Origin of the sequence: Pseudomonas sp. zfem005 (assembly GCF_032621735.1) — a bacterium.
GTDB classification, from domain to species: Bacteria; Pseudomonadota; Gammaproteobacteria; order Pseudomonadales; family Pseudomonadaceae; genus Metapseudomonas; species Metapseudomonas solani.
In genome coordinates this window covers 275,081-299,874 of sequence record NZ_JAVYJE010000001.1, presented here as the reverse complement: position 1 = coordinate 299,874, position 24,794 = coordinate 275,081, and the positions used below count along the sequence as shown (strand labels likewise).

Annotated in this window: 15 protein-coding genes, 1 pseudogene and 1 riboswitch; of the genes and pseudogenes, 7 read left to right on the top strand and 9 right to left on the bottom strand. The window is 67.2% G+C overall.

The genetic code is table 11. From position 1 onward, the window contains the following. The first annotated feature begins 4 nt into the window (after nt 1–4). The 3 genes from RTW82_RS01335 to RTW82_RS01325 are packed head-to-tail and all read left to right on the top strand — an operon-like array spanning nt 5 to nt 9,481. Nucleotides 5–7,942 (top strand): Hpt domain-containing protein, encoded by a 7,938-nt coding sequence (locus RTW82_RS01335; RefSeq protein ID WP_316924036.1) that lies wholly within the window; start codon nt 5–7, stop codon nt 7,940–7,942. Next, the gene (locus tag RTW82_RS01330; protein WP_021218378.1) at nt 7,935–8,954 is read left to right on the top strand and encodes a chemotaxis protein CheB; all 1,020 of its coding nucleotides are present in this window, start codon (nt 7,935–7,937) and stop codon (nt 8,952–8,954) included. The genes RTW82_RS01335 and RTW82_RS01330 overlap by 8 nt, the downstream gene beginning before the upstream one ends. A 56-nt stretch (nt 8,955–9,010) precedes the next feature. After that, nucleotides 9,011–9,481 carry a chemotaxis protein CheW gene (locus RTW82_RS01325; RefSeq protein ID WP_316924035.1) on the top strand — a complete coding sequence of 157 codons (471 nt, stop codon included), beginning with the start codon at nt 9,011–9,013 and terminating at the stop codon, nt 9,479–9,481. A 96-nt stretch (nt 9,482–9,577) separates the two neighbouring features. On the opposite strand, the gene RTW82_RS01320 is transcribed toward RTW82_RS01325, so the two are convergent. Beyond that, on the bottom strand, nt 9,578–10,297 hold the full coding sequence (locus RTW82_RS01320; protein ID WP_316924034.1) for a 16S rRNA (uracil(1498)-N(3))-methyltransferase: 720 nt from the start codon (nt 10,295–10,297) through the stop codon (nt 9,578–9,580). A 77-nt stretch (nt 10,298–10,374) separates the two neighbouring features. Further along, nucleotides 10,375–11,781, bottom strand: coding sequence for an adenosylmethionine--8-amino-7-oxononanoate transaminase (locus RTW82_RS01315; protein WP_184488423.1), 1,407 nt, complete (start codon nt 11,779–11,781; stop codon nt 10,375–10,377). 169 nt (nt 11,782–11,950) lie between these two features. Between RTW82_RS01315 and RTW82_RS01310 the strand changes: the two are divergent. The 3 genes and pseudogenes from RTW82_RS01310 to RTW82_RS01300 all read left to right on the top strand — a co-directional run. Continuing rightward, nucleotides 11,951–13,420 (top strand): annotated as a pseudogene (locus RTW82_RS01310) (FAD-dependent oxidoreductase); the annotation flags it as partial. A 224-nt stretch (nt 13,421–13,644) separates the two neighbouring features. Continuing rightward, on the top strand, nt 13,645–14,199 hold the full coding sequence (locus tag RTW82_RS01305) for a cytochrome b (protein ID WP_316924033.1): 555 nt from the start codon (nt 13,645–13,647) through the stop codon (nt 14,197–14,199). 27 nt (nt 14,200–14,226) lie between these two features. After that, a complete protein-coding gene (locus RTW82_RS01300; protein WP_263401663.1) occupies nt 14,227–14,802 on the top strand; it encodes a YceI family protein in 576 nt (191 codons plus the stop codon). 160 nt (nt 14,803–14,962) lie between these two features. Here the strand turns inward: RTW82_RS01300 and RTW82_RS01295 are convergent, their stop codons facing one another. The 6 genes from RTW82_RS01295 to ahcY all read right to left on the bottom strand — a co-directional run bounded on the left by RTW82_RS01295 (nt 14,963) and on the right by ahcY (nt 23,199). Further along, nucleotides 14,963–16,831, bottom strand: a complete 1,869-nt coding sequence (locus tag RTW82_RS01295; RefSeq protein ID WP_316924032.1) for a DEAD/DEAH box helicase — start codon at nt 16,829–16,831, stop codon at nt 14,963–14,965. 167 nt (nt 16,832–16,998) lie between these two features. Beyond that, entirely contained in the window at nt 16,999–17,790 is a 792-nt protein-coding gene (locus RTW82_RS01290; protein ID WP_316924031.1) for a substrate-binding periplasmic protein, read from the bottom strand. Nucleotides 17,791–17,850: 60 nt separating this feature from the next. Beyond that, a complete protein-coding gene (locus RTW82_RS01285) occupies nt 17,851–18,564 on the bottom strand; it encodes a DUF3142 domain-containing protein (RefSeq protein ID WP_410478751.1) in 714 nt (237 codons plus the stop codon). A gap of 10 nt (nt 18,565–18,574) precedes the next feature. Further along, the gene (locus tag RTW82_RS01280) at nt 18,575–20,800 is read right to left on the bottom strand and encodes a hypothetical protein (RefSeq protein ID WP_316924030.1); all 2,226 of its coding nucleotides are present in this window, start codon (nt 20,798–20,800) and stop codon (nt 18,575–18,577) included. 52 nt (nt 20,801–20,852) lie between these two features. Continuing rightward, nucleotides 20,853–21,698: a methylenetetrahydrofolate reductase [NAD(P)H] gene (metF, locus tag RTW82_RS01275; RefSeq protein ID WP_236234835.1), complete on the bottom strand. Its 846-nt coding sequence runs from the start codon at nt 21,696–21,698 to the stop codon at nt 20,853–20,855. A gap of 91 nt (nt 21,699–21,789) precedes the next feature. Then, on the bottom strand, nt 21,790–23,199 hold the full coding sequence (ahcY, locus tag RTW82_RS01270) for an adenosylhomocysteinase (protein WP_316924029.1): 1,410 nt from the start codon (nt 23,197–23,199) through the stop codon (nt 21,790–21,792). Between the two features lie 21 nt (nt 23,200–23,220). Continuing rightward, nucleotides 23,221–23,314: riboswitch (S-adenosyl-L-homocysteine riboswitch) on the bottom strand. A gap of 178 nt (nt 23,315–23,492) precedes the next feature. Here ahcY and RTW82_RS01265 point away from each other — a divergent pair. Next, a complete protein-coding gene (locus tag RTW82_RS01265) occupies nt 23,493–23,882 on the top strand; it encodes an acyl-CoA thioesterase (protein WP_111262572.1) in 390 nt (129 codons plus the stop codon). Between the two features lie 3 nt (nt 23,883–23,885). On the opposite strand, the gene RTW82_RS01260 is transcribed toward RTW82_RS01265, so the two are convergent. Further along, nucleotides 23,886–24,794 carry a YgcG family protein gene (locus tag RTW82_RS01260; RefSeq protein WP_316924028.1) on the bottom strand — a complete coding sequence of 303 codons (909 nt, stop codon included), beginning with the start codon at nt 24,792–24,794 and terminating at the stop codon, nt 23,886–23,888.

Sequence of the window (24,794 nt, the reverse complement as noted above, 5' to 3'; positions counted from 1 at the left end):
GGCTATGAGTGATCGGCACGATTATGTCGCCCTTGAGTGGGTCAAGGGCGAGATCGCGGAAACCCTGAAGCAGGCGCGACAGGCTCTGGAGGCGTTCGTCGAGAACACCCAGGACCCGACGCGCATGCGTTTCTGCCTGACCTACGTGCACCAGGTCCACGGCACCCTGCAGATGGTCGAATTCTACGGCGCGGCTTTGCTCGCCGAAGAAATGGAACAGCTTGCCCAGGCGCTGATGGAAGGTCGCGTGACCAACCAGGGCGAAGCCCTGGAAGTGCTGATGCAGGCCATCCTGCAGCTGCCGGTCTACCTCGATCGCATCCAGAGTGCGCGCCGCGACCTGCCCATGGTGGTGCTGCCGCTGCTCAACGACCTGCGCGCGGCGCGGGGCGAGAAACTGCTGTCGGAAACCAGCCTGTTCTCCCCGGACCTCTCCAGCCGCCTGCCTGCGCTGTCCATGGACGCCCTGGCGCAGATGCGCACCGCCGAACTGCCGGTGCTGCTGCGCAAGCTGCGGCAGATGCTGCAACTGGCCCTGGTGGGGATCATCCGCAACCAGGACCTGGCCACCAACCTCGGCTACATGGCGCGCGTCTTCGCCCGCCTCGAATCCCTGTGCAAGGAAGCGCCCCTCGGCACGCTCTGGCCGATCGCCTCCGGCATGGTCGAAGGCCTGGCCAACGGCAGCGTGGTCAACGGCACTTCCGTGCGCACCCTGCTGCGACAGATCGACAAGGAACTCAAGCGCCTGCTCGACCAGGGCGCCGACGGCATCAACCAGCCGGCTCCCGAGGAGCTGGTCAAGAACCTGCTGTTCTACATCGCCAAGGCCCCTGCCCAGTCGCCGCGTATCCGCGCGCTGAAGGAACAGTACCGCCTCGACGAAGCACTGCCCGACACCGAAGTGGTGGACGAGGAGCGTGCCCGCCTCGCCGGCCCCGACCGCGACGCCATGCGCTCGGTGGTCACTGCCCTCTGCGAGGAGCTGGTACGGGTCAAGGACAGCCTGGACATCTTCGTACGCAGCGATCGCCGTGGCGTCGCCGAGCTGGATTCCCTGCTGGCACCCCTCAAGCAGATCGCCGACACCCTCGCCGTGCTGGGCTTCGGCCAGCCGCGTCGGGTCATCCTCGACCAGATCGACGTGGTCCACAGCCTGTCCCTCGGCCAGCGCGAACCCAATGACGCCGTGCTGATGGACGTCGCCGGTGCGCTGCTCTATGTCGAAGCCACCCTCAATGGCATGGTCGGCCCGGCCGATGACCGCCGCGCCGAAGAAAGCCACCTGCCCACCACCGACGTGGCGCAGATCCACCAGCTGGTGATCAAGGAAGCGCGCAATGGCCTGGAGCAGGCCAAGGACGCGATCATCGAGTTCATCGCCTCGCAGTGGAACCACGAGCACCTGGCTCGCGTCCCCGAGCTGCTGACCCAGGTCCGTGGTGGCCTGGCGATGATCCCGCTGAGCCGTGCCGCGACCCTGCTGGAAGCCTGCAACCGTTATATCCAGGAGCAGCTCCTGGCGCGCAAGGCCGTGCCCAACTGGCAGAGCCTGGACACCCTCGCCGACGCCATCACCAGCGTCGAGTACTACCTCGAGCGTCTCTCCGAAGACCACGCGACCCAGGGCGACCTGATTCTCGACGTGGCCGAGGAAAGCCTGGAAGCGCTGGGCTATCCGCTGAAGGAAAAGCCCTCGATCCTCGACCGCATCGAGCCGGAAGAAGAACCGCTGCCCCTGGCCGACCCGCTACAGGAAATCGAAGTGCTGGCCGCCGAGGAATCGGAGCTGGTCGAGCCGCTGGACCTGGAGCCCCTGGGCGAGGGTGACGACCTGCTGGTCGCCGCCGAATTCGCCGAGCCGGTCGCCGCCGAGAGCACCGAGGAAACACCGCCGGCCGCCCTCGACGCACTGCCGGAACTCGAACCGCTGCCCGAGTTCGAGCCCCTCGCCGAGCTGGAGCCGGCCATCGACGCCGAGCCCGAGCGGGTTGCCGAACCCGTCGCCAACCTCGACGAACTGCCGAATCTCGACCCGCTGCCCGAACTGGACGCGCTGACCGAGCCCGCCGCCCTCGGCGAGCTGGACGCCCTGCCGGCCCTGGACGAACTGAGCCTCGAAGCGTCCGCTGCCGACAGCGCCGAGCTGCTGGTCTCCGACGACAACTGGAACCTCGGCGAACTGCCGGCCGAAGCGCCCGAAGTCATCGACTTCAGCCTCGACGTGCCGCTGGACCTGCACGCCGCCCAGGAACCCCTGGAGAGCCTGGAGCCTCTGCAGAGCTTCGATCTGGACGACTTGGAGCCGCTGGCGGACGCCACGCCGCTGGAAAGCCTCGAACCGCTCGAAGGCGAAGTCCTCAGCCTGGAACCGCTACCCGAGTCCACGATGAGCTGGGACGACATGGAGCTCACCGGCCTCGACCTCCCCGAGGTCGAGCTGCCCGCTGCCCCCGTCGAGCCGCAGGCACCTGTTGTCGAAGAGCACAAACCGCTGTCCATGGCCGATGTCATGGCCGCGCCCACCCAGGCCATCAACCCGCCTGCCGGCGACGTGCCGCCCAGCCTGCTGCCGCCGCCTGCCGACGAAGAACCGGTGGATGACGAACTGCTGGAAGTCTTCATCGAAGAGGCCGGCGAAGTCCTGGAAACCATCGGTGACTTCCTGCCCCAGTGGCTGGCCGACACCGAGAACAAAGAGGCCCTGACCGAAATCCGCCGCGCCTTCCACACCCTCAAGGGCAGTGGTCGCATGGTGCGCGCGCTGGTCATCGGCGAACTCTCCTGGTCCATCGAGAACCTGCTCAACCGTGTGCTGGATCGCAGCATCCAGCCCGATGAAGATGTCCGTGGCGTGATCCAGGACGTGGTCGCCCTGCTGCCGCAGCTGGTCGACGAATTCGCCGCCAAGGCCCAGCGCCAGCGCGACGATGTCGACCACCTGGCCGCCGAGGCGCATGCCCTGGCGAAGGGACAGCGACTCCCAAAACCTGAAGCCCCGGACTCAGCACAGGCAGTCGAGCCCGAGGGCGAGCCGGAAGCACCGTCCGTGGCGGAAACCCCAAGCGTTGCCGAAAGCGACGAGGAGCCGCTCGACCCGCAGTTGCTGGAAATCTTCCGCAACGAGGCCGAGACGCACCTGGACAGCCTGGTGGGCTTCCTCGCCGACTGCGCCCAGTCCCTGCCGCAGCCGGTCACCGACAGCCTCCAGCGTGCCCTGCACACCCTCAAGGGCAGTGCGCACATGGCGGGCATCCTGCCGATTGCCGAGATCGCCACGCCCCTGGAAAAGCTGGCCAAGGAATACAAGACCAACCTGGTGCAGATGGACCTGGCCGAGGCCGAGCTGCTGCGCGACGCCGAACACCTGTTCCGCGCCGGGCTGGAACAGCTGGAAACCACGCCGCTGGCGGGCATCCCCGGCACCGCCGAGTTCCTCGAGCGTGTGCAGCAGCTGCATCAGGATCGCCTCGGCGCCGCCGAAGCCGCGCGCCTGGGTGAGCGGGGCGAGGCGGTACGCGACCCGCAGCTGATCTCCATCTTCCTCGCTGAAGGCATGGACATCCTGCTGGATGCCGAAGACCTGCTGCGCCGCTGGCGCGAGCACCCGTCCGAGCGCCAGGAACTGGGTGCCCTGCTGGAAGAACTGAACACCCTCGGCCGTGGTGCCGAGATGGCCGAGCTGCCGCAGATCGAAGAGCTCTGCGAAGCCCTGCTCGACACTTACGGTTCCGTGGAAGAAGGCAGCCTCGCCGTCAGCGAGCGCTTCTTCGCCGAAGCCGAGCGTGCCCACGAAGCGCTGATCGGCATGATGGACCAGGTGGCTGCGGCCCTTCAGGTCACGCCCCAGCCCGAGCGCGTGCAGGCCCTGCGCGAGCTGCTGCAGGAAGCGGTCGACCCCGCTGCCCTGGCGCTGCTCGATCCCAAGCTGACCACCGGGCTGACCATCGAGGAGCTCGATGAGACGGACCTGGAAGGCCTGATCGACTGGAACGCCACCGACGCCGAGCTGCCGCCCCTGGCGGAGCTGATGGAAGAGCCTGCGCAGTTCGACGAGGTGACCCTGCCCGAGCTGACCGCTGCCGGCCTGGAGGAGGACCTGTCCTCGCCGACCGTCGAGCCGGAGCCGGTGGTCGAGGCCCCTGTGGCCCACACGCCCAGCGTCTATGAATCCCTCGACGAGGAAATGGTCGCCATCTTCCTCGAAGAGGCGGTGGATATCCTGGAAAGCGCCGGGCAATCCCTCGACCGTTGGCTGGGTGAGCCCGACAACCATGGCTCGCTGCTGTCGCTGCAGCGTGACCTGCACACCCTCAAGGGTGGTGCGCGCATGGCCGAGATCGCCCCCATCGGTGATCTCGCCCATGAGCTCGAATCCCTTTACGAAGGCCTGGTGGATCGCCGCTTCAGCTACTCGCCGGCCCTCGGTGGCCTGCTGCAGCAGAGCCACGACAGCCTTGCCGTGCTGCTCGACCAGCTGCAGGCACGCCTGCCGCTGAACGACCCGCAGGCGCTGATCCATGCCATCCGCACCTTTCGCCAGAACGGTGGGCTGAGCCTTTCCGCAGCAGCGGTGGCGCTACCGCTTGACGACATCGAAGACCTCGCCGAGGTCGAAGCGATCGAGCTGGCCGACGACGCCCCCAGCGCCGAGCTTGGTGAGAGCATCGTCATCGACGAAGAACAGCCGCCTCTGGCGCTGATCGACGAAGCCGACCCGCTGGACACCCAGGTGGCCATCGAAACCATCGACGCGGTGGTAGAGGAGCTGCCGGCGGAAGCCGTGGCCGAGCTGCTGCCTGATGCCCCTGCGGACGTCGACCCCGAACTGCACGTGCTGCACGCCGAACCGGTGAGCGACGACGAGCCCGAGCTCGACCAGTGGCTGGTTGACGAGGCCCAGGAAAGCGCGCCGGCTGTCGCCGAAGCCGAAGCCGAAGCCGAAGCCGAAGCCGAGCTTGAAGCTGAGCCCGTGATCGAACAGCACGCCGAGCCGGAAGCGCTGGACCTGTCTGAGGTCGAAGCGCCTGCTGCCATCGAGCCCGAGCCCGAGCCCGAGCCCGAGCCCGAGTTCGTGCCGGCACCGGTGATCGACGCGCCCCGCGCCGCCGAGCCCGTCTCCAGCGCTTTCGATGACCGTGATCCGGAACTGGTGGAAATCTTCCTCGAGGAAGGTTTCGACATCATCGACAGCGCCGGCGCCTCGCTGCAGCGCTGGATGGACGACGTCAACAACATCCTCGAAGTCGAAGCCTTGCAACGTGACCTGCACACCCTCAAGGGTGGTGCGCGCATGGCCGAGATCCGTGAGATCGGCGACCTCGCCCACGAGCTTGAATTCCTTTATGAAGGCCTCTGCGGCGGGCGCCTGCGCGCCAGCCCGGGCTTGTTCGCCCTGCTCCAAGCCTGCCATGACCGCCTCGCCGAGATGCTTGAAGCGGTGCGCGACAAGCGTGGCGTGCCCAGCGGCGACGCCCTGATCGATGCCATCAAGCGCTTCCGGGCCAACCCGGACGAGCAGCTGAGCATGCCCTCCAGCGTGCACCTGCAGCCCGCCGCCGACCTGGTCGAGGACGATGCCAGCGAGAGCGACGACATCCTCGACATCTTCCTCGAAGAGGCCGACGACCTGCTCGAAGCCATGGAGCGCACCATCGGTCGTTGGGAAGAACAGCGCGAGGACGGTGCCCAGATCGACGAACTGCTGCGCCTGCTGCACACCCTCAAGGGTGGTGCGCGCCTGGCCGGGCAGAAACGCCTGGGCGACCTCAGCCATGACCTCGAGCAGCACCTGACCGAAGCGCAACAACAAGGCGCGCCCTGGCCGGACAGCCTGTTCCTCGACGTGCAATCCGGTTTCGAGGGCCTGCAGGCCGAGCTCGACCAGCTGCGCGAGCGCCTGAACGCGGTGCTCGCCGAAGAAACCCAGGAACCGGAAGCCCACGAACCGGCCCCGGCAGCCCCTGCCCCCGTGCCCACCCTGGCCGCGCCCATGGTCGCTGCCAGCGCCGTGCCGCAGGTGGTGGCCGAGAACAAGGTCCTGCCCTTCGTCCGCAAGGCCCAGGAAGCCGCACTGGACGCCGCCTCCCGCCGTGCACCCCAGGAGCTGGTCAAGGTACCGGCGGACCTGCTCGAAGGCCTGGTCAACCTGGCCGGTGAAACCTCGATCTTCCGTGGCCGCGTCGAGCAGCAGGTGAGCGACTTCAGCTTCACCCTGAGCGAGATGGAAGCCACCATCGAACGGGTCCGCGACCAGCTGCGCCGCCTCGACACCGAAACCCAGGCGCAGATCCTCAGCCGCTACCAGGCCGAGGCCGAGCGTGCCGGCTACGAGGACTTCGACCCGCTGGAAATGGACCGCCACTCGCAACTGCAGCAGCTGTCCCGTGCGCTGTTCGAGTCCGCGTCCGACTTGCTGGACCTCAAGGAAACCCTGGCGGCGCGTAACCGCGACGCCGAAACCCTGCTGCTGCAACAGGCACGGGTCAACACCGAGCTGCAGGAAGGCCTGATGCGTACGCGCATGGTGCCCTTCGACCGCCTGGTGCCGCGCCTGCGCCGGATCGTCCGCCAGGTGGCGAGCGAGCTGGGCAAGCAGGTGGAATTCGTCGTCGGCAACGCCGAAGGCGAGATGGACCGTACCGTCCTCGAACGCATCGTCGCGCCGCTGGAGCACATGCTGCGCAACGCCGTGGACCATGGCATCGAATCCGTCGACGCACGCCGCGCCGCCGGCAAGTCGGAAACCGGCACCATCCGCCTGACCCTGGGCCGCGAGGGGGGCGATATCGTCCTCGCCCTGGCCGACGACGGCGGTGGCATCCGTCTCGACGCCGTGCGCCGCAAGGCCATCGAGCGCGGGATGATGGACAGCGAATCCGACCTCTCCGACTACGAGGTGCTGCAGTTCATCCTCGAAGCCGGCTTCTCCACTGCCGAGAAGGTCACGCAGATCTCCGGCCGTGGCGTGGGCATGGACGTGGTGCACTCCGAGGTGAAACAGCTCGGCGGCTCCATGAGCATCGACTCGACGCCGGGCGAGGGCACCCGCTTCCTCATCCGCCTGCCGTTCACCGTATCGGTGAACCGTGCGCTGATGGTGCTCTCCGGCGAAGACCTCTACGCCATCCCGCTGAACACCATCGAAGGTATCGTGCGGGTCTCCCCGTACGAGCTGGAGGCCTACTACCAGCCGGACGCTCCGCGCTTCGAGTACGCCGGCCAGGCCTACGAACTGAAGTACCTGGGCGACCTGCTGAACAACGGCCAGCAACCCAAGCTGGTGGGCCAGAGCCTGCCGCTGCCGGTGATCCTGGTGCGCTCCACCGAGCACGCCGTGGCGGTCCAGGTGGACTCCCTGGCGGGCTCCCGCGAGATCGTGGTGAAGAGCCTCGGCCCGCAGTTCTCCGGGGTGCACGGCATCTCCGGCGCCACCATCCTCGGTGACGGCCGCGTGGTGGTGATTCTCGACCTGCTGGCGACCATCCGCGCCATGCACGCGCATCTGGTGCAGATGCTGCCGCGCTCCGCGACCCAGGCCGCGCTGCCGGCGGAACTCGACCACGACCGTCCGCCGCTGGTGATGGTGGTGGACGACTCGGTCACCGTGCGCAAGGTCACCAGCCGCCTGCTGGAACGCAACGGCATGAACGTGCTCACCGCCAAGGACGGTGTGGACGCGATCTCGCAACTGCAGGAACACCGCCCGGACATCATGCTGCTGGACATCGAGATGCCGCGCATGGACGGTTTCGAAGTGGCAACCCTGGTGCGCCACGATGAGCGACTGAAAGACCTGCCGATCATCATGATCACCTCGCGTACCGGTGAGAAACACCGTGAGCGGGCCATGACCATCGGCGTCAACGACTACCTGGGCAAGCCGTACCAGGAGTCCCTGCTGCTTGAAACCATCCAGCGACTGGTCAAGGGAAATGACTGAGAAAACCTCTGCGCGTATCGCCGTCATCGCCGACACCTCGCTGCAGCGCCATGTGCTGCAGCAGGCGCTGGCGGGCAACGGCTACCAGGTGGTGCTCAACAGCGATCCGGCACGGCTGGATGAAGAAACCCTGAGCGCCTGCGAAGTGGACCTGTGGTTGGTGGACCTGGCGCAGTCGGACGACTCGCCCCTGGTCGACAACCTGATGGAACGCGCCAGCGCACCGGTGCTGTTCGGCGAGGGCCATGCCCCCGAGCGGCATTCGGAGAATTACCCGCGTTGGGAGCGCCGCCTGTTCGGCAAGCTCAAGCGCCTGGTGGGCGACCCGGCCGTGGCCGTCGGCCCCAGCCTCGAAGCCCTGCTCAGCGATGCGCAGCGCCCGGCGCGCCTGGACCTGCCCCGCGCCCTGGCCGACACGCCGCTGGTAGCCGGTGAGCCGGCACGCCAGGTGTGGCTGCTGGCGGCGTCCCTGGGTGGCCCGGCTGCGGTCAAGGCCTTCCTCGACGCCTTGCCCGGCGGCCTGCCCGTCGGCTTCATCTACGCCCAGCACATCGACCCGACCTTCGAAACGGCGCTGCCCCAGGCCGTCGGCCGTCACAGCCAGTGGCCGGTCAACCTGGCCCGCCCTGGTGATGCGGTGCGTGCCGGTGAAGTGGTGGTGGTGCCCATCAGCCACGAACTCAGCTTCGCCGAAGACGGCGCCATGCTGGTGGGCGAACGCCCGTGGCCGGAACCCTACAGCCCGTCCATCGACCAGGTGATGCTCAACCTCGCCCAGCACTATGGTGCCCAGTGCGGGGTCATCGCCTTCAGCGGCATGGGCAGCGACGGCAGTGCAGCCGCCGCCTATGTACGCCGCCAGGGCGCGCCGATCTGGACCCAGCGTGGCGACAGCTGCGCCTGCGCCAGCATGCCCGACAGCCTGCGCGAGGGTGGCTACAGCACCTTCAGCGCCGATCCCCGCGAGCTGGCCCAGGCGCTGGTGAACCACCTGGCGGAGCAGTGCGCCTGAGGCCCGAGTGCCCAGGGCGGCAACGCCGGGAATGAAGAATCGTTGAAGGAAGAACCATGAGCCAAGCCGTCGCCAACCAGAACAGCGCCAACAGCCTCACCGGCCTGCTGGTGCCGCTGTCCGACCGCACCCTGCTGGTGCCCAACGTGGCGGTGGCCGAGCTGATCCCCTATCGCGCGCCGCAGGTATCGGCGGGCATGCCGGCCTGGTTCCTCGGCCAGGTGGCCTGGCGTGACCTGCGCCTGCCGTTGCTGTCTTTCGAAGCCGCCTCCGACGGCCAGCCCCAGACCGGCGCTGGCGCCCGCGTGGTGGTGCTCAACGCGCTGGGCGGTCGTGGTCACGTCAAGTTTATCGCCCTGCTGGTGCAGGGCATCCCGCGCTCGCTCAAGGTCGACTCAGACCTCCCCCGCGCCGCCGTCCCACTGGCTCCCCTGGAGCTGGACGCCGTACAGTTGGGCAACGACATCGCGCGCATCCCCGACCTCATCGCACTCGAGCAGATGCTCGAGGATGCGGGGATCATCTAGCTGGAAGCTGGAAGCTGGAAGCTGGAAGCTGGAAGCTGGAAGCGGTGGCCGGTGCCTTGGCTTTTGCTTCCAGCTTCAAGCTAAAAACACTTCCAGCTAGAAGTCCCCCCATAACTGCTGCGCCACGCTGAGCGCCACCACCGGCGCTGTCTCCGTCCTCAACACCCTGGGTCCCAGGCGTGCCGAATGGAAGCCGGCGGTTTGCGCCTGGGCGACTTCGGCGTCGCTGAGGCCGCCTTCAGGGCCGATGAGGAAGGCCAGGGTGCCGGGCTTGGCGTGGCTGGCCAGGGGTTCGGCCACCGGGTGCAGCACCAGCTTGAGGTCGGCCTGAGTTTCCTTCAGCCAGTCGGTGAGGCTGATGGGGGCGTGGATCACCGGCAGCACCGAGCGGCCGCATTGCTCGCAGGCGCTGATCGCCACCTGGCGCCAGTGGGCCAGGCGCTTGTCGGCGCGCTCGTCCTTCAGCCGCACTTCGCAGCGCTCGCTGACGATGGGGGTGATCTCGGCGGCACCCAGTTCGGTGGCTTTCTGGATCGCCCAGTCCATGCGCTCGCCCCGAGACAGCCCCTGGCCCAGGTGCACCCGCAGCGGCGACTCGGCCTGGCCGGCGAAAGCTTCGCGCAGCTCGACGCGCACGTTCTTCTTGCCCACCTCCACCAGCTCGCCGAGGTACTCCTGGCCGGAGCCGTCGAACAGCTGCACGGCATCGCCCACGGCCAGGCGCAGCACGCGACCGATGTAATGGGCCTGGGTTTCCGGCAGCTCGTGCTGGCCGATGGAAAGGAGGGCGTCGATGAAGAAGCGGGAAAGGCGCATGGGAGCTGGAAGCCTGAAGCTGAAAGCCTGAAGTCTACCCGTGCGGCGCTTCCAGCTTCCAGCTTCCGGCTGCTCCTCTAGCCCGGATCCCTGTGATTGGGATGCAGGTCGCTGGCGACGCTGACGCTCACCGAGTCGCGGGTGGCGATGTCGATGCCTTCGCTGGCCACTTCGGCGAGGAAGTCGATCTGCTCCGGGGTGATCACGTAGGGCGGCAGGAAGTACACCACGTTGCCCAGCGGGCGCAGCAGCGCGCCGCGTTCCAGGGCGTGCTGGAAGACCTTGAGGCCACGGCGCTCCTGCCAGGGGTAGGGCGCGCGGCTGGCCTTGTCCTGAACCATCTCGATGGCCAGCACCATGCCGGTCTGGCGCACTTCGGCGACATGGGGGTGATCCACCAGGTGGGCGGTGGATTGCGCCATGCGCACCGACAGCGCGCGGTTGGCCTCGATCACCTTGTCCTGCTCGAAGATGTCCAGGGTCGCCAGGGCGGCAGCGCAAGCCAGCGGGTTGCCGGTGTAGGTGTGCGAGTGGAGGAAGGCGCGCAGGGTCTGGTAGTCGTCGTAGAAGCCCTGGTAGACAGCTTCGCTGGTGAGTACCGCGGCCATCGGCAGGTAGCCGCCGGTGAGGGCCTTGGACAGGCAGAGGAAGTCCGGTGCGATGCCGGCCTGTTCGCAGGCGAACATCGTGCCGGTGCGGCCGAAGCCGACGGCGATCTCGTCGTGGATCAGGTGCACGCCGTAGCGGTCGCAGGCCTCGCGCAGCAGCTTGAGGTACACCGGGTGGTACATGCGCATGCCGCCGGCACCCTGGATCAGCGGCTCGACGATGACGGCGGCGACTTCCTTGTGGTGCTCGGCAAGGGTGCGCTCCATGTGGGCGAACATGGTGCGCGAGTGTTCCTCCCAGCACATGCCTTCGGGGCGCAGGTAGCAGTCGGGGCTGGGCACCTTGAGGGTGTCCATCAGCAGGGACTTGTAGGTTTCGGTGAACAGCGCCACGTCGCCCACCGACATCGCCGCGATGGTTTCGCCGTGGTAACTGTTGGTCAGGGTGACGAAGCGGGTCTTGCCCTCGCGGCCCTGGTTGCGCCAGAAGTGGTAGCTCATCTTCAGCGCCACCTCGATGCCCGAGGAGCCGTTGTCGGCGTAGAACACGCGGTCCAGCCCCGCGGGGGTGAGCTTCACCAGGCGCTCGGAGAGTTCGATCACCGGCTGGTGGCTGAAGCCCGCGAGGATCACGTGCTCGAGCTGGTCGACCTGGTCCTTGATGCGCTGGTTGATGCGCGGGTTGGCGTGGCCGAAGACGTTGACCCACCAGGAGCTGACGGCATCCAGGTAGCGCTTGCCTTCGAAATCCTCCAGCCAGACGCCTTCGCCACGGCGGATGGGCACCACCGGCAGGCGTTCGTGGTCTTTCATCTGGGTGCAGGGATGCCAGAGCACGTCGAGATCGCGCTTCATCCAGTCGGCGTTGAGGCCCATGGGGTGGTCTCCGGAAAGGGTCGGGGAAGACTATGCAATAGGGGTGAGATGGACAAGCGCGCCGCGCCGGCACAATGGCCGGCGCCGACGGGCATCTCTGGTGGCTGCCGGGTGCCTGGCGTATCCTGCGCGCCATTCAAGAAATACGACCGTTCCTCGGGGGAATCCAATGTCTGCTGCCTGGCTGCGCACCTGTGCGTTTGTTGTGTTGGGAGTGCTCAGTGCCGTTGCGCAGGGCAAGGAAAAGCAACCGGCCGCCATCGTGGTCGGCGGCGGCATGGCCGGCCTCACGGCGGCCTATGAGCTGCAGCAACAAGGCTGGCAGGTGACCCTGCTGGAGGCCAAGCCGAGCATCGGCGGGCGCTCCGGCCTGGCCAGCACCGAGTGGATCGGCTCCGACAAGCTGCAGCCGACCCTGAATGCCTACCTCAAGGGGTTCAAGCTGGCGACCGTGGCCGCGCCCGAGTACGTGCGCACCCCGGGCTACCTGATCGCCGGGCGCTACTTCAACGAGGCGGACCTGCTCAAGGAAGCGCCCAGCACCGTCGAAGGCCTGAAGCGCTTCGACAAGAGCCTGGATGATCTCGCCGCCTCCATCGAGGATCCGCTGCAGCCGCTGGTCAACCACACCCTGCAGACCCTGGATTCCATCAGCGTGGCGCGCTGGCTCGACAAGCTGGCGCTGCCGCCCACCTCCCGCGCCCTGGTGGACCAGCGCATCCGTTCGCGCTACGACGAGCCCTCGCGCCTGTCGCTGCTCTACCTCGCCCAGCAGGGCCGGGTCTATCGCGGCCTGCCGGAAGGCGACCTGCGTGCCGCCCGCCTGCCAGGTGGCAGCGCGGCGCTGGCCCAGGCCTTCGCCAAGAAGATCAAGACCATCAAGACCAACGCGCGGGTCTCCGCCATCGTCCAGGACAAGGACAGCGTCACCGTGAAAGTGGGCGGCGCCGGCTACAGCGCCGACTACGTGGTGCTCGCCGTGCCGCTGCCGGCGCTGGACAAGATCAGCCTCACCCCGTCGCTGTCTGCCCTGCAGCTGCGCTCGCTGAAGGACATCAACTACGGTTGGCGCGACCAGATGCTGCTCAAGTTCAAGAAGCCCGTGTGGGGCAAGTCGCGCCTCTCCGGCGAGGTCTACAGCGACCAGGGCCTGGGCATGATGTGGGTCGAGCCCGCGCTCAAGGGCGGTGCCAACCTGCTGGTGAATATCTCCGGCGACAACGCGCGCCTGCTTCAGGCCTTCGGTGACCGGCAGATGGTCGACCAGGTGCTGATCCGCTTCGACAAGCTGTTCCCCGGCGCCCGCGAGCAGTTCACCGGCTACGAGCTGCGCCGCTACGGCAAGGACTCCCTGGTGGGCGGCGCCTACCTGGCCTATGGCCCAGGCGAAATCAGCCTCTACTGGCGCATGTGGGAGAAGCCCCTGGGCCGGGTGATCTTCGCCGGCGAGCACACCGACGCACTCTACCCGGGCACCCTGGAAGGTGCCCTGCGCAGTGGCCAGCGCGCAGCCAGCCAGGCCCGTGACCTGTTCGCCGGCAAGAGCCTGGAACCGGTCGAGCAGGTTGCTGCCGCCGCCCCGGCTCCGGCCAAGGCCGATGCCAAGGAAGAAAAGAAGGGCTTCTTCTCCCGCCTGTTCAACTGATGGCGCCACGGGCGCAATGCCCGTGACCTCCAGTCGCCTCCGGGGTGCCGTTCGTGCACCTCGGACAGAACTTAAAGCCCCTTCCCACGCCTAATTCCCGCTCGGGCCAGTTCGTCCTACCTATCGTATTGCCCGATATTTCAAAGCGACATTTTCTACTTTTCTTCGATATTTTTGCCGCTAGGCTTGGCCCATCCGTTTTTCAAGGAATCCTCCTGATGCAGTGGCGCAATACTCCCAACCGCTTCGGCCTCGTCAGCATCGTCCTGCACTGGGGTGTTGCCCTGGTCGTCTTCGGCCTGTTCGGGCTGGGGCTGTGGATGGTCGGCCTCGACTACTACAGCGGCTGGTACAAGACCGCCCCTGACATCCACAAGGGCATCGGCATCCTGCTGTTCCTAGTGATGCTCGCCCGCGTGCTCTGGCGATTCGTCAGCCCGCCGCCGCCGGCCCTGCCCAACCACGGCCAGCTCACCCGCCTGGGCTCCAAGCTGGGTCACCTGGCGCTCTACCTGGGCCTGTTCGCCATCATGGTGTCCGGTTACCTGATTTCCACCGCCGACGGTCGCGGCATCGCCGTGTTTGGCCTGTTCGAAGTGCCGGCGACCCTGACCAGCATTCCCGACCAGGAAGACGTTGCCGGCGTCATTCACGAATACCTCGCCTGGGGCCTGGTGATCTTCGCGGGCGTCCATGCGCTCGCTGCGCTCAAACACCACTTCATCGATCGCGACGCCACCCTGTCCCGCATGTTCGGGCGCGCCGCCAAATAAGCTGCACCCTCACAAGGAGAAATACCGATGCTGAAGAAATCCCTCGCCGCGCTGACCCTCGGTGCCGCCCTGTTCGCCGGCCAGGCCATGGCCGCCGACTACGCCATCGACAAAGAAGGCCAGCACGCCTTCGTCAACTTCAAGATCAGCCACCTGGGCTACAGCTGGCTGTACGGCACCTTCAAGGACTTCGACGGCTCCTTCAGCTTCGACGCCAAGGCGCCGGAAGCGAGCAAGATCAAGGTCACCCTGCAGACCGCCAGTGTCGACACCAACCACGCCGAGCGCGACAAGCACATCAAGAGCGGCGACTTCCTCAACGTGAGCAAGAACCCCACCGCGACCTTCGAGTCCACCGGCGTCAAATCCACCGGTACCGGTACCGCCGACGTGACCGGCAACCTGACCCTGAACGGCGTGACCAAGCCGGTCGTGGTCAAGGCCAAGTTCATCGGTGAAGGCGACGACCCGTGGGGCGGCTACCGTGCCGGCTTCGAAGGCACCACCACCCTGAAGCTGAAGGACTTCGACATCCAGAAGGACCTCGGCCCGGCTTCCCAGGAAGTCGAGCTGATCATCTCCTTCGAGGGTGTGCGCAAGTAAGAGTGCGCGGATGACGAAGAACGCCGGCTGATGCCGGCGTTTTTCATTTCCGGCCCAAGGCCCCGCCGCGTCGGACCCGCCCAGGCCCCGGAAGTCGGGGCGGCAGGGGCACAAATGAAAACGCCGGCCCTGGGGCCGGCGTTTCCAATGGCGTTGCAGATCAGCGGTTGCGGGTCAGCAGCGCCGGCTTCTCGCCACGGGGGCGGCTGTTGGACAACTGGTCCAACTGCTCCGCGGTGGGGAAGCGATCACCCTTGGATTCCTTGTGGATGATCTTCGGCTGCGGCTTGCGCGGCTCCTGCACGGCGGGTTCTTCACGGGAGCGGGAGCTGCGCTGCTCGTCGCGACGACCCTGGCCGCCACCGTTACCACGGCCTTGGCCCTGGCCATTGCGGCGCTGGCCGTTGCCGGCGCCCTGGCCGGAACCACCGCCACCGCTGCGGGCCTTGCCCTGGCCGGCGCCCTGGCCACGCGCACCGGCGCCCTGGCCCTGGCTTCTGCCCTGGTTCTGGCCTTGACCTTGGCCCTGACCGCCACGGCGGTTGCGGCTCTGGGTCTTGTCCGGGTAGGGGCTGACGTAATCGGCGCGGTTGCCGAAGTTGTCCACGTCGTCGTCGAGGAACTCTTCCGGGTCGCGATCACGCGCGGGCTGCGGCGGACGCTGCGGGCGAGCCTGCTGCTGGTTGTTATTGGCGGAGGCGGTGGCTTGGGCGTTCTCGCCGTCCTTGCCTTTGCCCTTGCCGCGACGGTTGCGGCTCTTGCGCGGCTTGCCTTCGCCATCGGCGGCGGCCGGGGTGGCCGCTTCGCGCTTCGGACGGTCGGCGCGGGGCTGGCGGGCCGGCTGCGGCGGGCGTACTTCGGGGCGCTCGGCCTCGACGGCGGAGGCGTCGAAGCCCTGCATGTCGCCATCGGGAATGCGCTGCTTGGTCAGGCGCTCGATGGCCTTGAGCAGCTTCTCTTCGTCCGGGGCGACCAGGGAGATGGCTTCGCCGCTACGACCGGCACGACCGGTACGGCCGATGCGGTGCACGTAGTCTTCCTCGACGTTGGGCAGCTCGTAGTTGACCACGTGGGGCAACTGGTCGATGTCCAGGCCGCGGGCGGCGATGTCGGTGGCGACCAGGATGCGCACGCTGTTGGCCTTGAAGTCGGCCAGGGCCTTGGTGCGCGCGTTCTGGCTCTTGTTGCCGTGGATCGCGGCGGCCGGCAGGCCATGCTTGTCGAGGTATTCGGCAAGGCGGTTGGCGCCGTGCTTGGTGCGGGTGAACACCAGGACCTGTTCCCAGGCGCCGACGGTGACCAGGTGGGCCAGCAGCGCGCGCTTGTGGTTGGCCGGGAGGCGGAACACCCGCTGCTCGATGCGCTCGACCGTGGTGTTCGGCGGCGTCACTTCGATGCGTTCGGGGTTGTGCAGCAGCTTGCCGGCGAGGTCGGTGATGTCTTTGGAGAAGGTTGCCGAGAACAGCAGGTTCTGGCGTTTCGCCGGGAGGCGGGCGAGGACCTTCTTCACATCGTGGATGAAGCCCATGTCGAGCATGCGGTCGGCTTCGTCGAGTACCAGGATCTCCACGTGGGAGAGGTCGATGCTGCCCTGGCCTATCAGGTCCAGCAGGCGACCGGGGCAGGCGACCAGGACGTCGACGCCCTTGGACATGGCCTGGACCTGCGGGTTCATGCCGACACCGCCGAAGATGCAGGCGCTGGCCAGCGGCAGGTCACGGGCATAGACCTTGAAGCTGTCGTGGACCTGGGCGGCGAGCTCGCGGGTCGGGGTCAGGACCAGGACGCGGGCTTGGCGTGGGCCATGGCGATGCGACTTGTCCGGGTGACCATTGGGGAACAGGCGCTCGAGAACCGGGAGGGCGAAGCCGCCGGTCTTGCCAGTGCCAGTCTGTGCCGCAACCATCAGATCGCGACCTTGCAACACGGCGGGAATGGCCCGCTGTTGCACCGGAGTGGGCTGGTTATAGCCGGCTGCTTCCACAGCGCCGACTAAAGCCTCGGAGAGACCGAGGGAGGCAAAGGACATGGGAAATCCTGTCTAGTTAGGGCTTGGCCCGGGGGAGTGTCTGCCTGGCTAGAAAATCGCAGCGGGGAGGCGCGATTCCCGTCCGGTCCTGCTGGCTTGGGGGGCCAACATCCGGGCGTATGCCTGGCGGGAGCCGGGAGTATAACAGAGCATTTCCGGCGTGCAGCCTATCGACTGCTCAACGGTGTGCTGCGATCCAGGCCGTCGGCCCAGGCCTGTTCGCGTACCGGGTAGCGCGCCTGCAGCGTGGCGTAGGCCGGCTCCCGCTTGAAGCGGCGCAGTTCCTCGGCGAAGCGCTGGGCCAACTCGCCCAGTTCGGGGGTGCGGCGGAAGGCCAGGTAGAGCGGGTCTTCGCCCACCGGACGGGGGTGGTGGGCGACCTGTTCGGCGAGCCCCAGGTGCTGCGCCAGCCACAGCCCGGCGCGGCGGTCGTTGACCACCAGGTCGACGCGGTCGCGCACCAGCTTGCCGAGGTTGGCTTCGTGACTCGGCGCCGGCTCGCGGGTGAACAGCTCGGAGGTGCGGAAGTCGCTGTCGCTGTACCAGTAGCCCGGTGAGGTGCCGACCTTCAGGCCCTGAAGGTCGGTCAGGCGGTTGAAGGGATAGGCGCGGGCGCGGTCATAGAAGAGCACGAACTCGGCGCTGGACAGCGGCTCGTCGGCGAAATGCAGGCGGGGACGGCGCTCTTCGGTGATGAAGATATCCAGCACGGCGTCGGCCTGGCCGTTCTCCATCTCGATCAGGCAGCGCTTCCAGGGCATGAAGTCCCAGTGCACCTCCACGCCCAGGCGCTTGAACACCTCGACGCTGGCGTCATAGTCCAGGCCGCGTGCCTGGCCGTTCTCCACGAAGACATAGGGCGCCCAGGGATCGGTGACGATGCGCAGCGGCCCCGCGTTGGCGAAGGCGCCGAGGCAGGTGAACAGCAACAGGACGAAGAGGCGACGGGATGCTGGCATAGGGCCAGAATACGCGGCGCTTTCCGGGCTGGGAAGTGACCCGGCGCGCCGCTCGGCCGGTCAGGGATTGAGCAGGAACACCACGTAGCCACGAAACCAGGGGCTGTCTTCCAGGTAGTCCGGGGCCTGCCATTCGCCGCCCTGGACCAGCCCGATGCGGTAGGGCAGTTGCAGCTTCGCGACGCGGGGCAGGTAGCGGGCGTTGCCGGGGATGCTGTGACGCCCCTGGTAGGTCTGCACCACCACCTCGTCGAGCACCTTGCCCAGGCGGTTGAGCACCGCCGGGTCGCCGTTGCTGCCCCAGTCGAGCAGCCCGGTGATGCCGAGGCGGTACTGGCGGGGCAGGCGCTGGCGCAGCTGCTCGAGGAAATCGGCGTAGCCGTCCAGGTGCAGGGTGCGGGCGTCGAAGTCGATCTGCACGCCGACCACCGGGTTGCCCGCGCGGCGCCAGCGCTCGAGCTGGGCGAGAAGGGTGGCGTAGACGGGCTCGGTCCAGCGCAGGGTATGGGCGCGGTACACCACCCAGACCTCGCCGTGCGACAGGCGCGGCACCGCCATGCCCTGGGCGATGAAGCGCGCCTGCGGGTCACCGGGCTGGCGCGGTCCGTCGATCTGGCCCTGGAGGATGTACAGGGTGCGCGCCTCCGCCAGCACCGCCTGGGAACGCACGCCGCTCCAGACCCAGAAGGCGTCGTAGTCGGCGGCATCCACCCGCTCCCCGGCGAGGCCGGGAAGGCTCGCCAGGGCCAGCAGCAGGGCCAGTGCCCTGGCGATCACGCGTCGCTTACCAGTAGTACTTGAGCTTCTGCGCCCAGGGGTTGCCCGGGTAGTTCTTCTTCAGGTCCTGGAACCACTGCTTGCGCTGGGACTTGGCGATGTCCTGGCCGTCGCAGGTGTTGTAGCCGGCGGGGGCGAAGCAGTTCACCGCGCGGAATAGCGCATAGGCCATTTCGTCGGCGCTGGCGTGGGGGTCGTCGATGGTCCGCTGGTAGCCGGCCAGGCGCGACCAGGGCGAGCCGGGGAAGTCGGTGGTCGAGCCGCCCAGCTCGTCCTTCGGCGGCTGGTCGTTGAGGCTGAAACCATCCAGGCCGTTGGTGCGGATGAAATCGCCCAGGCAGTTGAGTGCCAGGCCATCGCCGTCGTTCTCCTGCAGCCGCCCGGCGACCTTGGCCAGCGATGGGCAGGCGTACTCGCCGGCGCCGGACTGGCCGGCCCAGGCGAAGCGGCCGACGGCCCAGGTGGCGCCTTCCTCTACCTTGGGCGCCGGGTTGGGCAGCAGGGCGAGGTCTTGCTGGAAGTGGGCGTAGTCGCCGAACACCAGCTCCTTGTAGAGCAGGGTGAACAGGGCGGTGTCACGCTCGGCGGCGGGCGCGGTGCCATCCTTGGCCTGCTGGCGCAGCAGGTCGGCGGAGGCGAGGTTGCGCAGGACGATCTCGCGGATCGGCGCGGTGCGGATGGGCGAGTCGGCGGCGAAGATCTCGGCCACCTTGCCAGTGCGCGAGAGGTTCAGTGCCAGGGCCAGTTCGAGCTGGCCGCGCTGCAGCGCGGACGGCTGGCGGGACAGCAGCTGCAGCCAGAGCTCGCGCGCCGCGTCGGGTTTGCCGGTGGCTTCCAGTGCCAGGCCACGCAGGGTTTCCTGGCTGAACACCAGCAGGCCCATGGGTGCCTGGGTGTCGCCGGCGGGCAGGGCCGCCAGGGCCTTGGCGGCATCGCCACCGCGATAGAAGTGCCAGGCCGCGACGAGGTAGTCGTGCAGGCCGGGTTGGCTGGCGAAGCGCTGCTTCTGCGCCTGCAGCTGCTCCAGGCTGATGCTCGGGCTGAGCTCGCTGCCGGGCTTGCGCAGGCGGATCAGGTCCATCACCGCGAGCAGGGTCGGATCCTGCACGTCCTCGGGCTTGAGCGCCGGCAGCAGCTTGACGTCGAGCTCCTCGATCAGCGCGCGGCCGCTCATGTTGCGCTGGGCGCTGTCCTCGTCCTGGGCGAACTGCCAGGCGTACTCGGCGGCGAACTTGCGCGGGTCGTCCAGCAGCCAGTAGACCTTGCGCAGCAGGCCGCGCGCGGAGGCGTGGTAGAGCCCTTCGGGGTAGGCCTGCAGGTAGGCCTTGAGGCCGGACTCGGCGCTGGCCATGGCGTTGCGGTCGATCTTGGCCAGGTCGGGGATGCCGTACTCGTCGAAGGCGTCCTGCTGGGCCTGGTTCAGCGCCACGCGCGCCTGCATGTACAGGGCGGTTTCCTTGAGCCAGGGCTGCTCGCTGCTGGCGAGGCCGGTGAACTGCTGACGGGCGCCGGCGAAGTCGCCCCGGTAGAACGCGTCGGCACCGGCCAGGTAGCTGGCGAAGGCCTGGGCGACGGGGGAGGTGAGCAGGGTCGCGGCGGGCAGCACGTCTTCGGGTTGCGGGTCGCCCTCGCCGCAGACGGTGAGCAGGTTGACGCGGCTGTCGGCCAGCGCCTTGCGCTCGCCGGCCGAAAGCGCCTCGGTGCCGGCCAGTTGGTCGACGAAGGCATGGGCGCTGTCGAAGTCGTTGCTGCGGCAGCGATTGCCTTCGCCTTCGGCGAAGTAGTGCTCGGCCAGGTCGGTCTCGCCCAGCTCCACGCCCAGCTGTTCGAGCGCCAGGGAGAGGTTCTCCCTGCGCAGGTCCTTCTGCTCGGCCTCGGCATCCCCGGCTTCGCCTTCCGCGCTTTCACCGCCGTTCTCGCTGGCGGCCGCCTCGGCATTGGTCGGGTCGAGCATCTCCAGGGTGAAGGGCACCTGGGCGTAGCCGTCCTCGTAGCCGCTGGTGGACTTCAGTGTCTCCGGCAGGCGCAGGCGGCCGGCGTCGGCCAGCAGCAATTGCAGGTTGGCGCGGCTGTCGTTGCCGGGGCTGAGGAAGGGCAGGTTGCTGCACCCCATCAGCTGGTCGCCGGCGATGGCCCAGGTCGGGCTGCAGACGAAGTCGAAGCTGGCGAAGGCGCTGGGGCTGGCGCAGCCGATCAGGAGGGCGAGCGGGGCGAGGCGGAGGGTGGTCTTCATGGTGTCTTCCTTGAGTGAAGGGGCCGGCGCATCCTGCCGCCGGCCCTTCGCCTCAACGTGGCAGTTTGAGGTTGTTCCAGATGGCCAGGCTGGGTTCGGCCTGGTTCAGGGTGTAGAAGTGCAGCCCTGGTGCGCCACCCTGGAGCAGGCGCTCGCACATCTCGCTGACCACCTGTTCGCCGAAGGCCTGGATGCTCTCCAGGTCGTCGCCGTAGGCTTCCAGCTGCTTGCGGACCCAGCGCGGGATCTCGGCGCCGCAGGCATCGGAGAAGCGGGCCAGCTTGCTGTAGTTGGTGATCGGCATGATGCCCGGGACGATCGGCAGGTCCACGCCCAGCTTGCGTACGCGGTCGACGAAGTAGAAGTAGCAGTCGGCGCTGAAGAAGTACTGGGTGATGGCGCTGTCGGCACCGGCTTTAGCCTTGCGGGCGAAGTTGGCCAGGTCGTCTTCGAAGTTGCGTGCCTGGGGGTGCACTTCCGGGTAGGCGGCGACTTCGATGTGGAAATGGTCGCCCGTTTCGGCGCGGATGAACTCGACCAGTTCGTTGGCGTGGCGCAGCTCGCCGCTGGCCATGCCCATGCCCGAGGGCAGGTCGCCACGCAGCGCGACGATGCGCTTGATGCCGGCGGCCTTGTACTGCCCGAGCAGGCTGCGCAGGTCGGCCTTGCTGTCGCCGACGCAGGAGAGGTGCGGCGCGGTCGGCACCTTCACGTCGCCATCGAGCTGCAGCACGGTGTTGAGGGTACGGTCGCGGGTCGAGCCACCGGCACCGTAGGTGCAGGAGAAGAAGTCCGGCTTGTAGGAGGCCAGCTGACGCGCAGTGTTCAGCAGTTTTTCATGCCCGGCTTCGGTCTTGGTGGGGAAGAACTCGAAGCTGTAGCGGCGTTCTTGAGACATGGAAAATTCCAAGCTTGAAGCCGTAAGCCTGAAGCCGGAAGTGGAGCATGTGCGCTTCCAGCTTCCGGCTTCCGGCTTCTGGCTTGATTGGTTAGTAGCGATAGCTGTCCGGCTTGAACGGGCCTTCGACGGTGACGCCGATGTAGTCGGCCTGCTGCTTGGTCAGCTGGGTGACGACGCCACCGAAGCCCTTGACCATTTCCAGGGCCACTTCCTCGTCCAGTTTCTTCGGCAGTACTTCGACGGTCAGGCGCTCGGCTTTCTTCTCGGCGGAGAGGTCGGCGTACTTCTGCTCGAACAGGAAGATCTGTGCCAGTACCTGGTTGGCGAAGGAGCCGTCCATGATGCGGCTCGGGTGGCCGGTGGCGTTGCCCAGGTTCACCAGGCGGCCTTCGGCCAGCAGGATCAGGTAGTCGTCGTTGGCCGGGTCGAAGGAACCGGCGCCGGTGCGGTGGATCTTGTGCACCTGCGGCTTGACCTCTTCCCATGCCCAGTTCTTGCGCATGAAGGCGGTGTCGATCTCGTTGTCGAAGTGGCCGATGTTGCAGACCACGGCGCGCTTCTTTAGGGCCTTGAGCATGCCGGCGTCGCAGACGTTGACGTTGCCGGTGGTGGTGACGATCAGGTCGATCTTGCCCAGCAGGGCGGCGTCGACGCTGGCTTCGGTGCCGTCATTGAGGCCGTTCTTGTAGGGGGAGACCAGCTCGAAGCCGTCCATGCAGGCCTGCATGGCGCAGATCGGGTCGACTTCGGACACCTTGACGATCATGCCTTCCTGGCGCAGGGACTGGGCGGAGCCCTTGCCCACGTCGCCGTAGCCGATCACCAGGGCCTGCTTGCCCGACAGCAGGTGGTCGGTGCCGCGCTTGATGGCATCGTTCAGGCTGTGGCGGCAGCCGTACTTGTTGTCGTTCTTGCTCTTGGTCACGGCGTCGTTGACGTTGATCGCCGGGACTTTCAGGGTGCCGGCTTTGAGCATGTCGAGCAGGCGGTGCACACCGGTGGTGGTCTCTTCGGTGACGCCGTGGATGCGCTCGAGCATCTGCGGGTACTTCTTGTGCAGGATCTCGGTCAGGTCACCGCCGTCGTCCAGCACCATGTTGGCGTCCCAGGGCTGGCCGTCCTTGAGGATGGTCTGCTCGATGCACCACTCGTACTCCTGCTCGGTCTCGCCCTTCCAGGCGAACACCGGGATGCCGGCGGCGGCGATGGCGGCAGCGGCCTGGTCCTGGGTGGAGAAGATGTTGCAGGACGACCAGCGCACTTCGGCGCCCAGGGCGGTCAGCGTCTCGATCAGCACGCCGGTCTGGATGGTCATGTGGATGCAGCCGAGGATCTTCGCGCCCTTGAGCGGTTGGCTGGCCGCGTACTTGCGACGCAGGCCCATCAGGGCGGGCATTTCGGACTCGGCGATGATCAGCTCGCGACGGCCCCAGGCGGCCAGGGAAATGTCGGCGACCTTGTAGTCGTTGAAATCGGCAGGCGTGATGACAGCGCTCATGCGTACTCTCCATTCGTTGTGTGCGAATGGGCGCCGTTGATGCGTTTGGATAACGCCCCATCCGAGCCTGACAGACCCCTTGGAGAACAGGCCTGCTGCAGCGCCCCTCGGACAGGTGGCGGGCGCGGCCGATGGCCGCGTGAAGCCGGGGGATTATAGCTGCGCGAGGCGATCTGCCCAAGGTTTTCCGTCGTCCGGCGAACGAACTATCAGGGCGATCGATTTCGTTGCCGGGACAGCGCGTCGGGCCTCTGCCATGATCCCCGGCGTCATCGACGCAAGGAGAAGGACGCATGAATTTCCATACGCGCAAATGGGTCAAGCCCGAGGACCTCAACCCCAACGGCACCCTCTTCGGCGGCAGCCTGCTGAAGTGGATCGACGAGGAGGCGGCGATCTACGCCATCATCCAGCTCGGCAGCCAGCGCGTGGTGACCAAGATGATGTCGGAGATCAACTTCCTCAGCTCGGCGCGCCAGAGCGACATCATCGAACTGGGCATCACCGCCACCGAGTTCGGCCGCACCTCCATGACCATGCGATGCGAGGTGCGCAACAAGATCACCCGCAAGAGCATCCTCACCATCGACCGCATGGTCTTCGTCAACCTGGGCGAGGACGGCAAGCCCGCCCCCCACGGCAAGACGGAAATCACCTACATCCGCGACCAGTTCAAGGATTGACGGCTACCAGCGGCCGGAGGCACCGCCACCGCCGCTGGAACCACCGCCACCACTGAAGCCGCCGCCGGAGCTGCCGGACGAGCTGCCCGAGCTGCTGTCCGACGAGCTGCCGGAGGAGCCCGAGCCGCTGCCGAACTGCCAGGTCGACAGCGGCGCGATGATGAAGATGAACGCGAACAGGCCGATGAAGCCCGCCGTGAGGGTGAAGAACAGCAGCAGGTCGGTGGGCGTGAGGGTGACCAGGCAATATGCCAGGGTCGCCACCGTCACTAGGCCGACGCAGGCGAAGTAGCGCTGCCCGCTGTGCTGCCGCGCCCAGGGCCTGGGAATGCGTTTGACCAGGGCCGGTGCGATGAAGAACTGGGCGAAGAACAGAATCAGGCTGAACAGGTTGATGCTGTCCGCCTGGCGGTTGCCGCCAACCGGTTCCGGCAGCGCCTCGCCGCGCACCAGGCCCGATAGGGCATCGGTGCCAGCCTGGATGCCGCCAAAGAAATCGCCTTCGCGGAAGGCCGGGGTGATGCGCTCGCGGATGATGCGCGAGGCCAGCACGTCGGACACCGCGCCCTCCAGCCCGTAACCCACCTCGATGCGCAGCGCGCGGTCGTCCTTGGCCACCAGCAGCAGGATGCCGTCGTCCACGCCCTTGCGCCCCAGCTTCCACTGCTCGAACACGCGGATGGCATAGGCCTCGATGCTTTCCTCGCCGGTGCTGGGGATGATCAGCACCGCGAGCTGGGCACCTTTCTCCTTCTCCAGGGCCGCGAGCTGGTGTTCGAGGGCGGCACTCTGGCCGGCGTCCAGGGTGGCGGTGAGGTCGGTGACCCGCTGCTTGAGGGCGGGCACCGCTGGTGCGGCGCTGACGCAGGCGCTGGCCAGCAACAGCAGCAGGGCGATCAGGTGGGCGCGCAT

Bases quoted from the DNA above. Each gene is read 5' to 3' on its own strand.
- RTW82_RS01320 (WP_316924034.1), bottom strand. From the start codon at position 10,297: ATGCGCCTTTCCCGCTTCTTCATCGACGCCCTCCTTTCCATCGGCCAG.
- RTW82_RS01280 (WP_316924030.1), bottom strand. From the start codon at position 20,800: ATGAAGACCACCCTCCGCCTCGCCCCGCTCGCCCTCCTGATCGGCTGC.
- RTW82_RS01260 (WP_316924028.1), bottom strand. From the start codon at position 24,794: ATGCGCGCCCACCTGATCGCCCTGCTGCTGTTGCTGGCCAGCGCCTGC.
- RTW82_RS01305 (WP_316924033.1), top strand. From the start codon at position 13,645: ATGCAGTGGCGCAATACTCCCAACCGCTTCGGCCTCGTCAGCATCGTC.
- RTW82_RS01265 (WP_111262572.1), top strand. From the start codon at position 23,493: ATGAATTTCCATACGCGCAAATGGGTCAAGCCCGAGGACCTCAACCCC.
- RTW82_RS01325 (WP_316924035.1), top strand. From the start codon at position 9,011: ATGAGCCAAGCCGTCGCCAACCAGAACAGCGCCAACAGCCTCACCGGC.
- RTW82_RS01300 (WP_263401663.1), top strand. From the start codon at position 14,227: ATGCTGAAGAAATCCCTCGCCGCGCTGACCCTCGGTGCCGCCCTGTTC.
- metF (WP_236234835.1), bottom strand. From the start codon at position 21,698: ATGTCTCAAGAACGCCGCTACAGCTTCGAGTTCTTCCCCACCAAGACC.
- RTW82_RS01295 (WP_316924032.1), bottom strand. From the start codon at position 16,831: ATGTCCTTTGCCTCCCTCGGTCTCTCCGAGGCTTTAGTCGGCGCTGTG.
- RTW82_RS01290 (WP_316924031.1), bottom strand. From the start codon at position 17,790: ATGCCAGCATCCCGTCGCCTCTTCGTCCTGTTGCTGTTCACCTGCCTC.
- RTW82_RS01335 (WP_316924036.1), top strand. From the start codon at position 5: ATGAGTGATCGGCACGATTATGTCGCCCTTGAGTGGGTCAAGGGCGAG.
- RTW82_RS01315 (WP_184488423.1), bottom strand. From the start codon at position 11,781: ATGGGCCTCAACGCCGACTGGATGAAGCGCGATCTCGACGTGCTCTGG.
- RTW82_RS01330 (WP_021218378.1), top strand. From the start codon at position 7,935: ATGACTGAGAAAACCTCTGCGCGTATCGCCGTCATCGCCGACACCTCG.
- ahcY (WP_316924029.1), bottom strand. From the start codon at position 23,199: ATGAGCGCTGTCATCACGCCTGCCGATTTCAACGACTACAAGGTCGCC.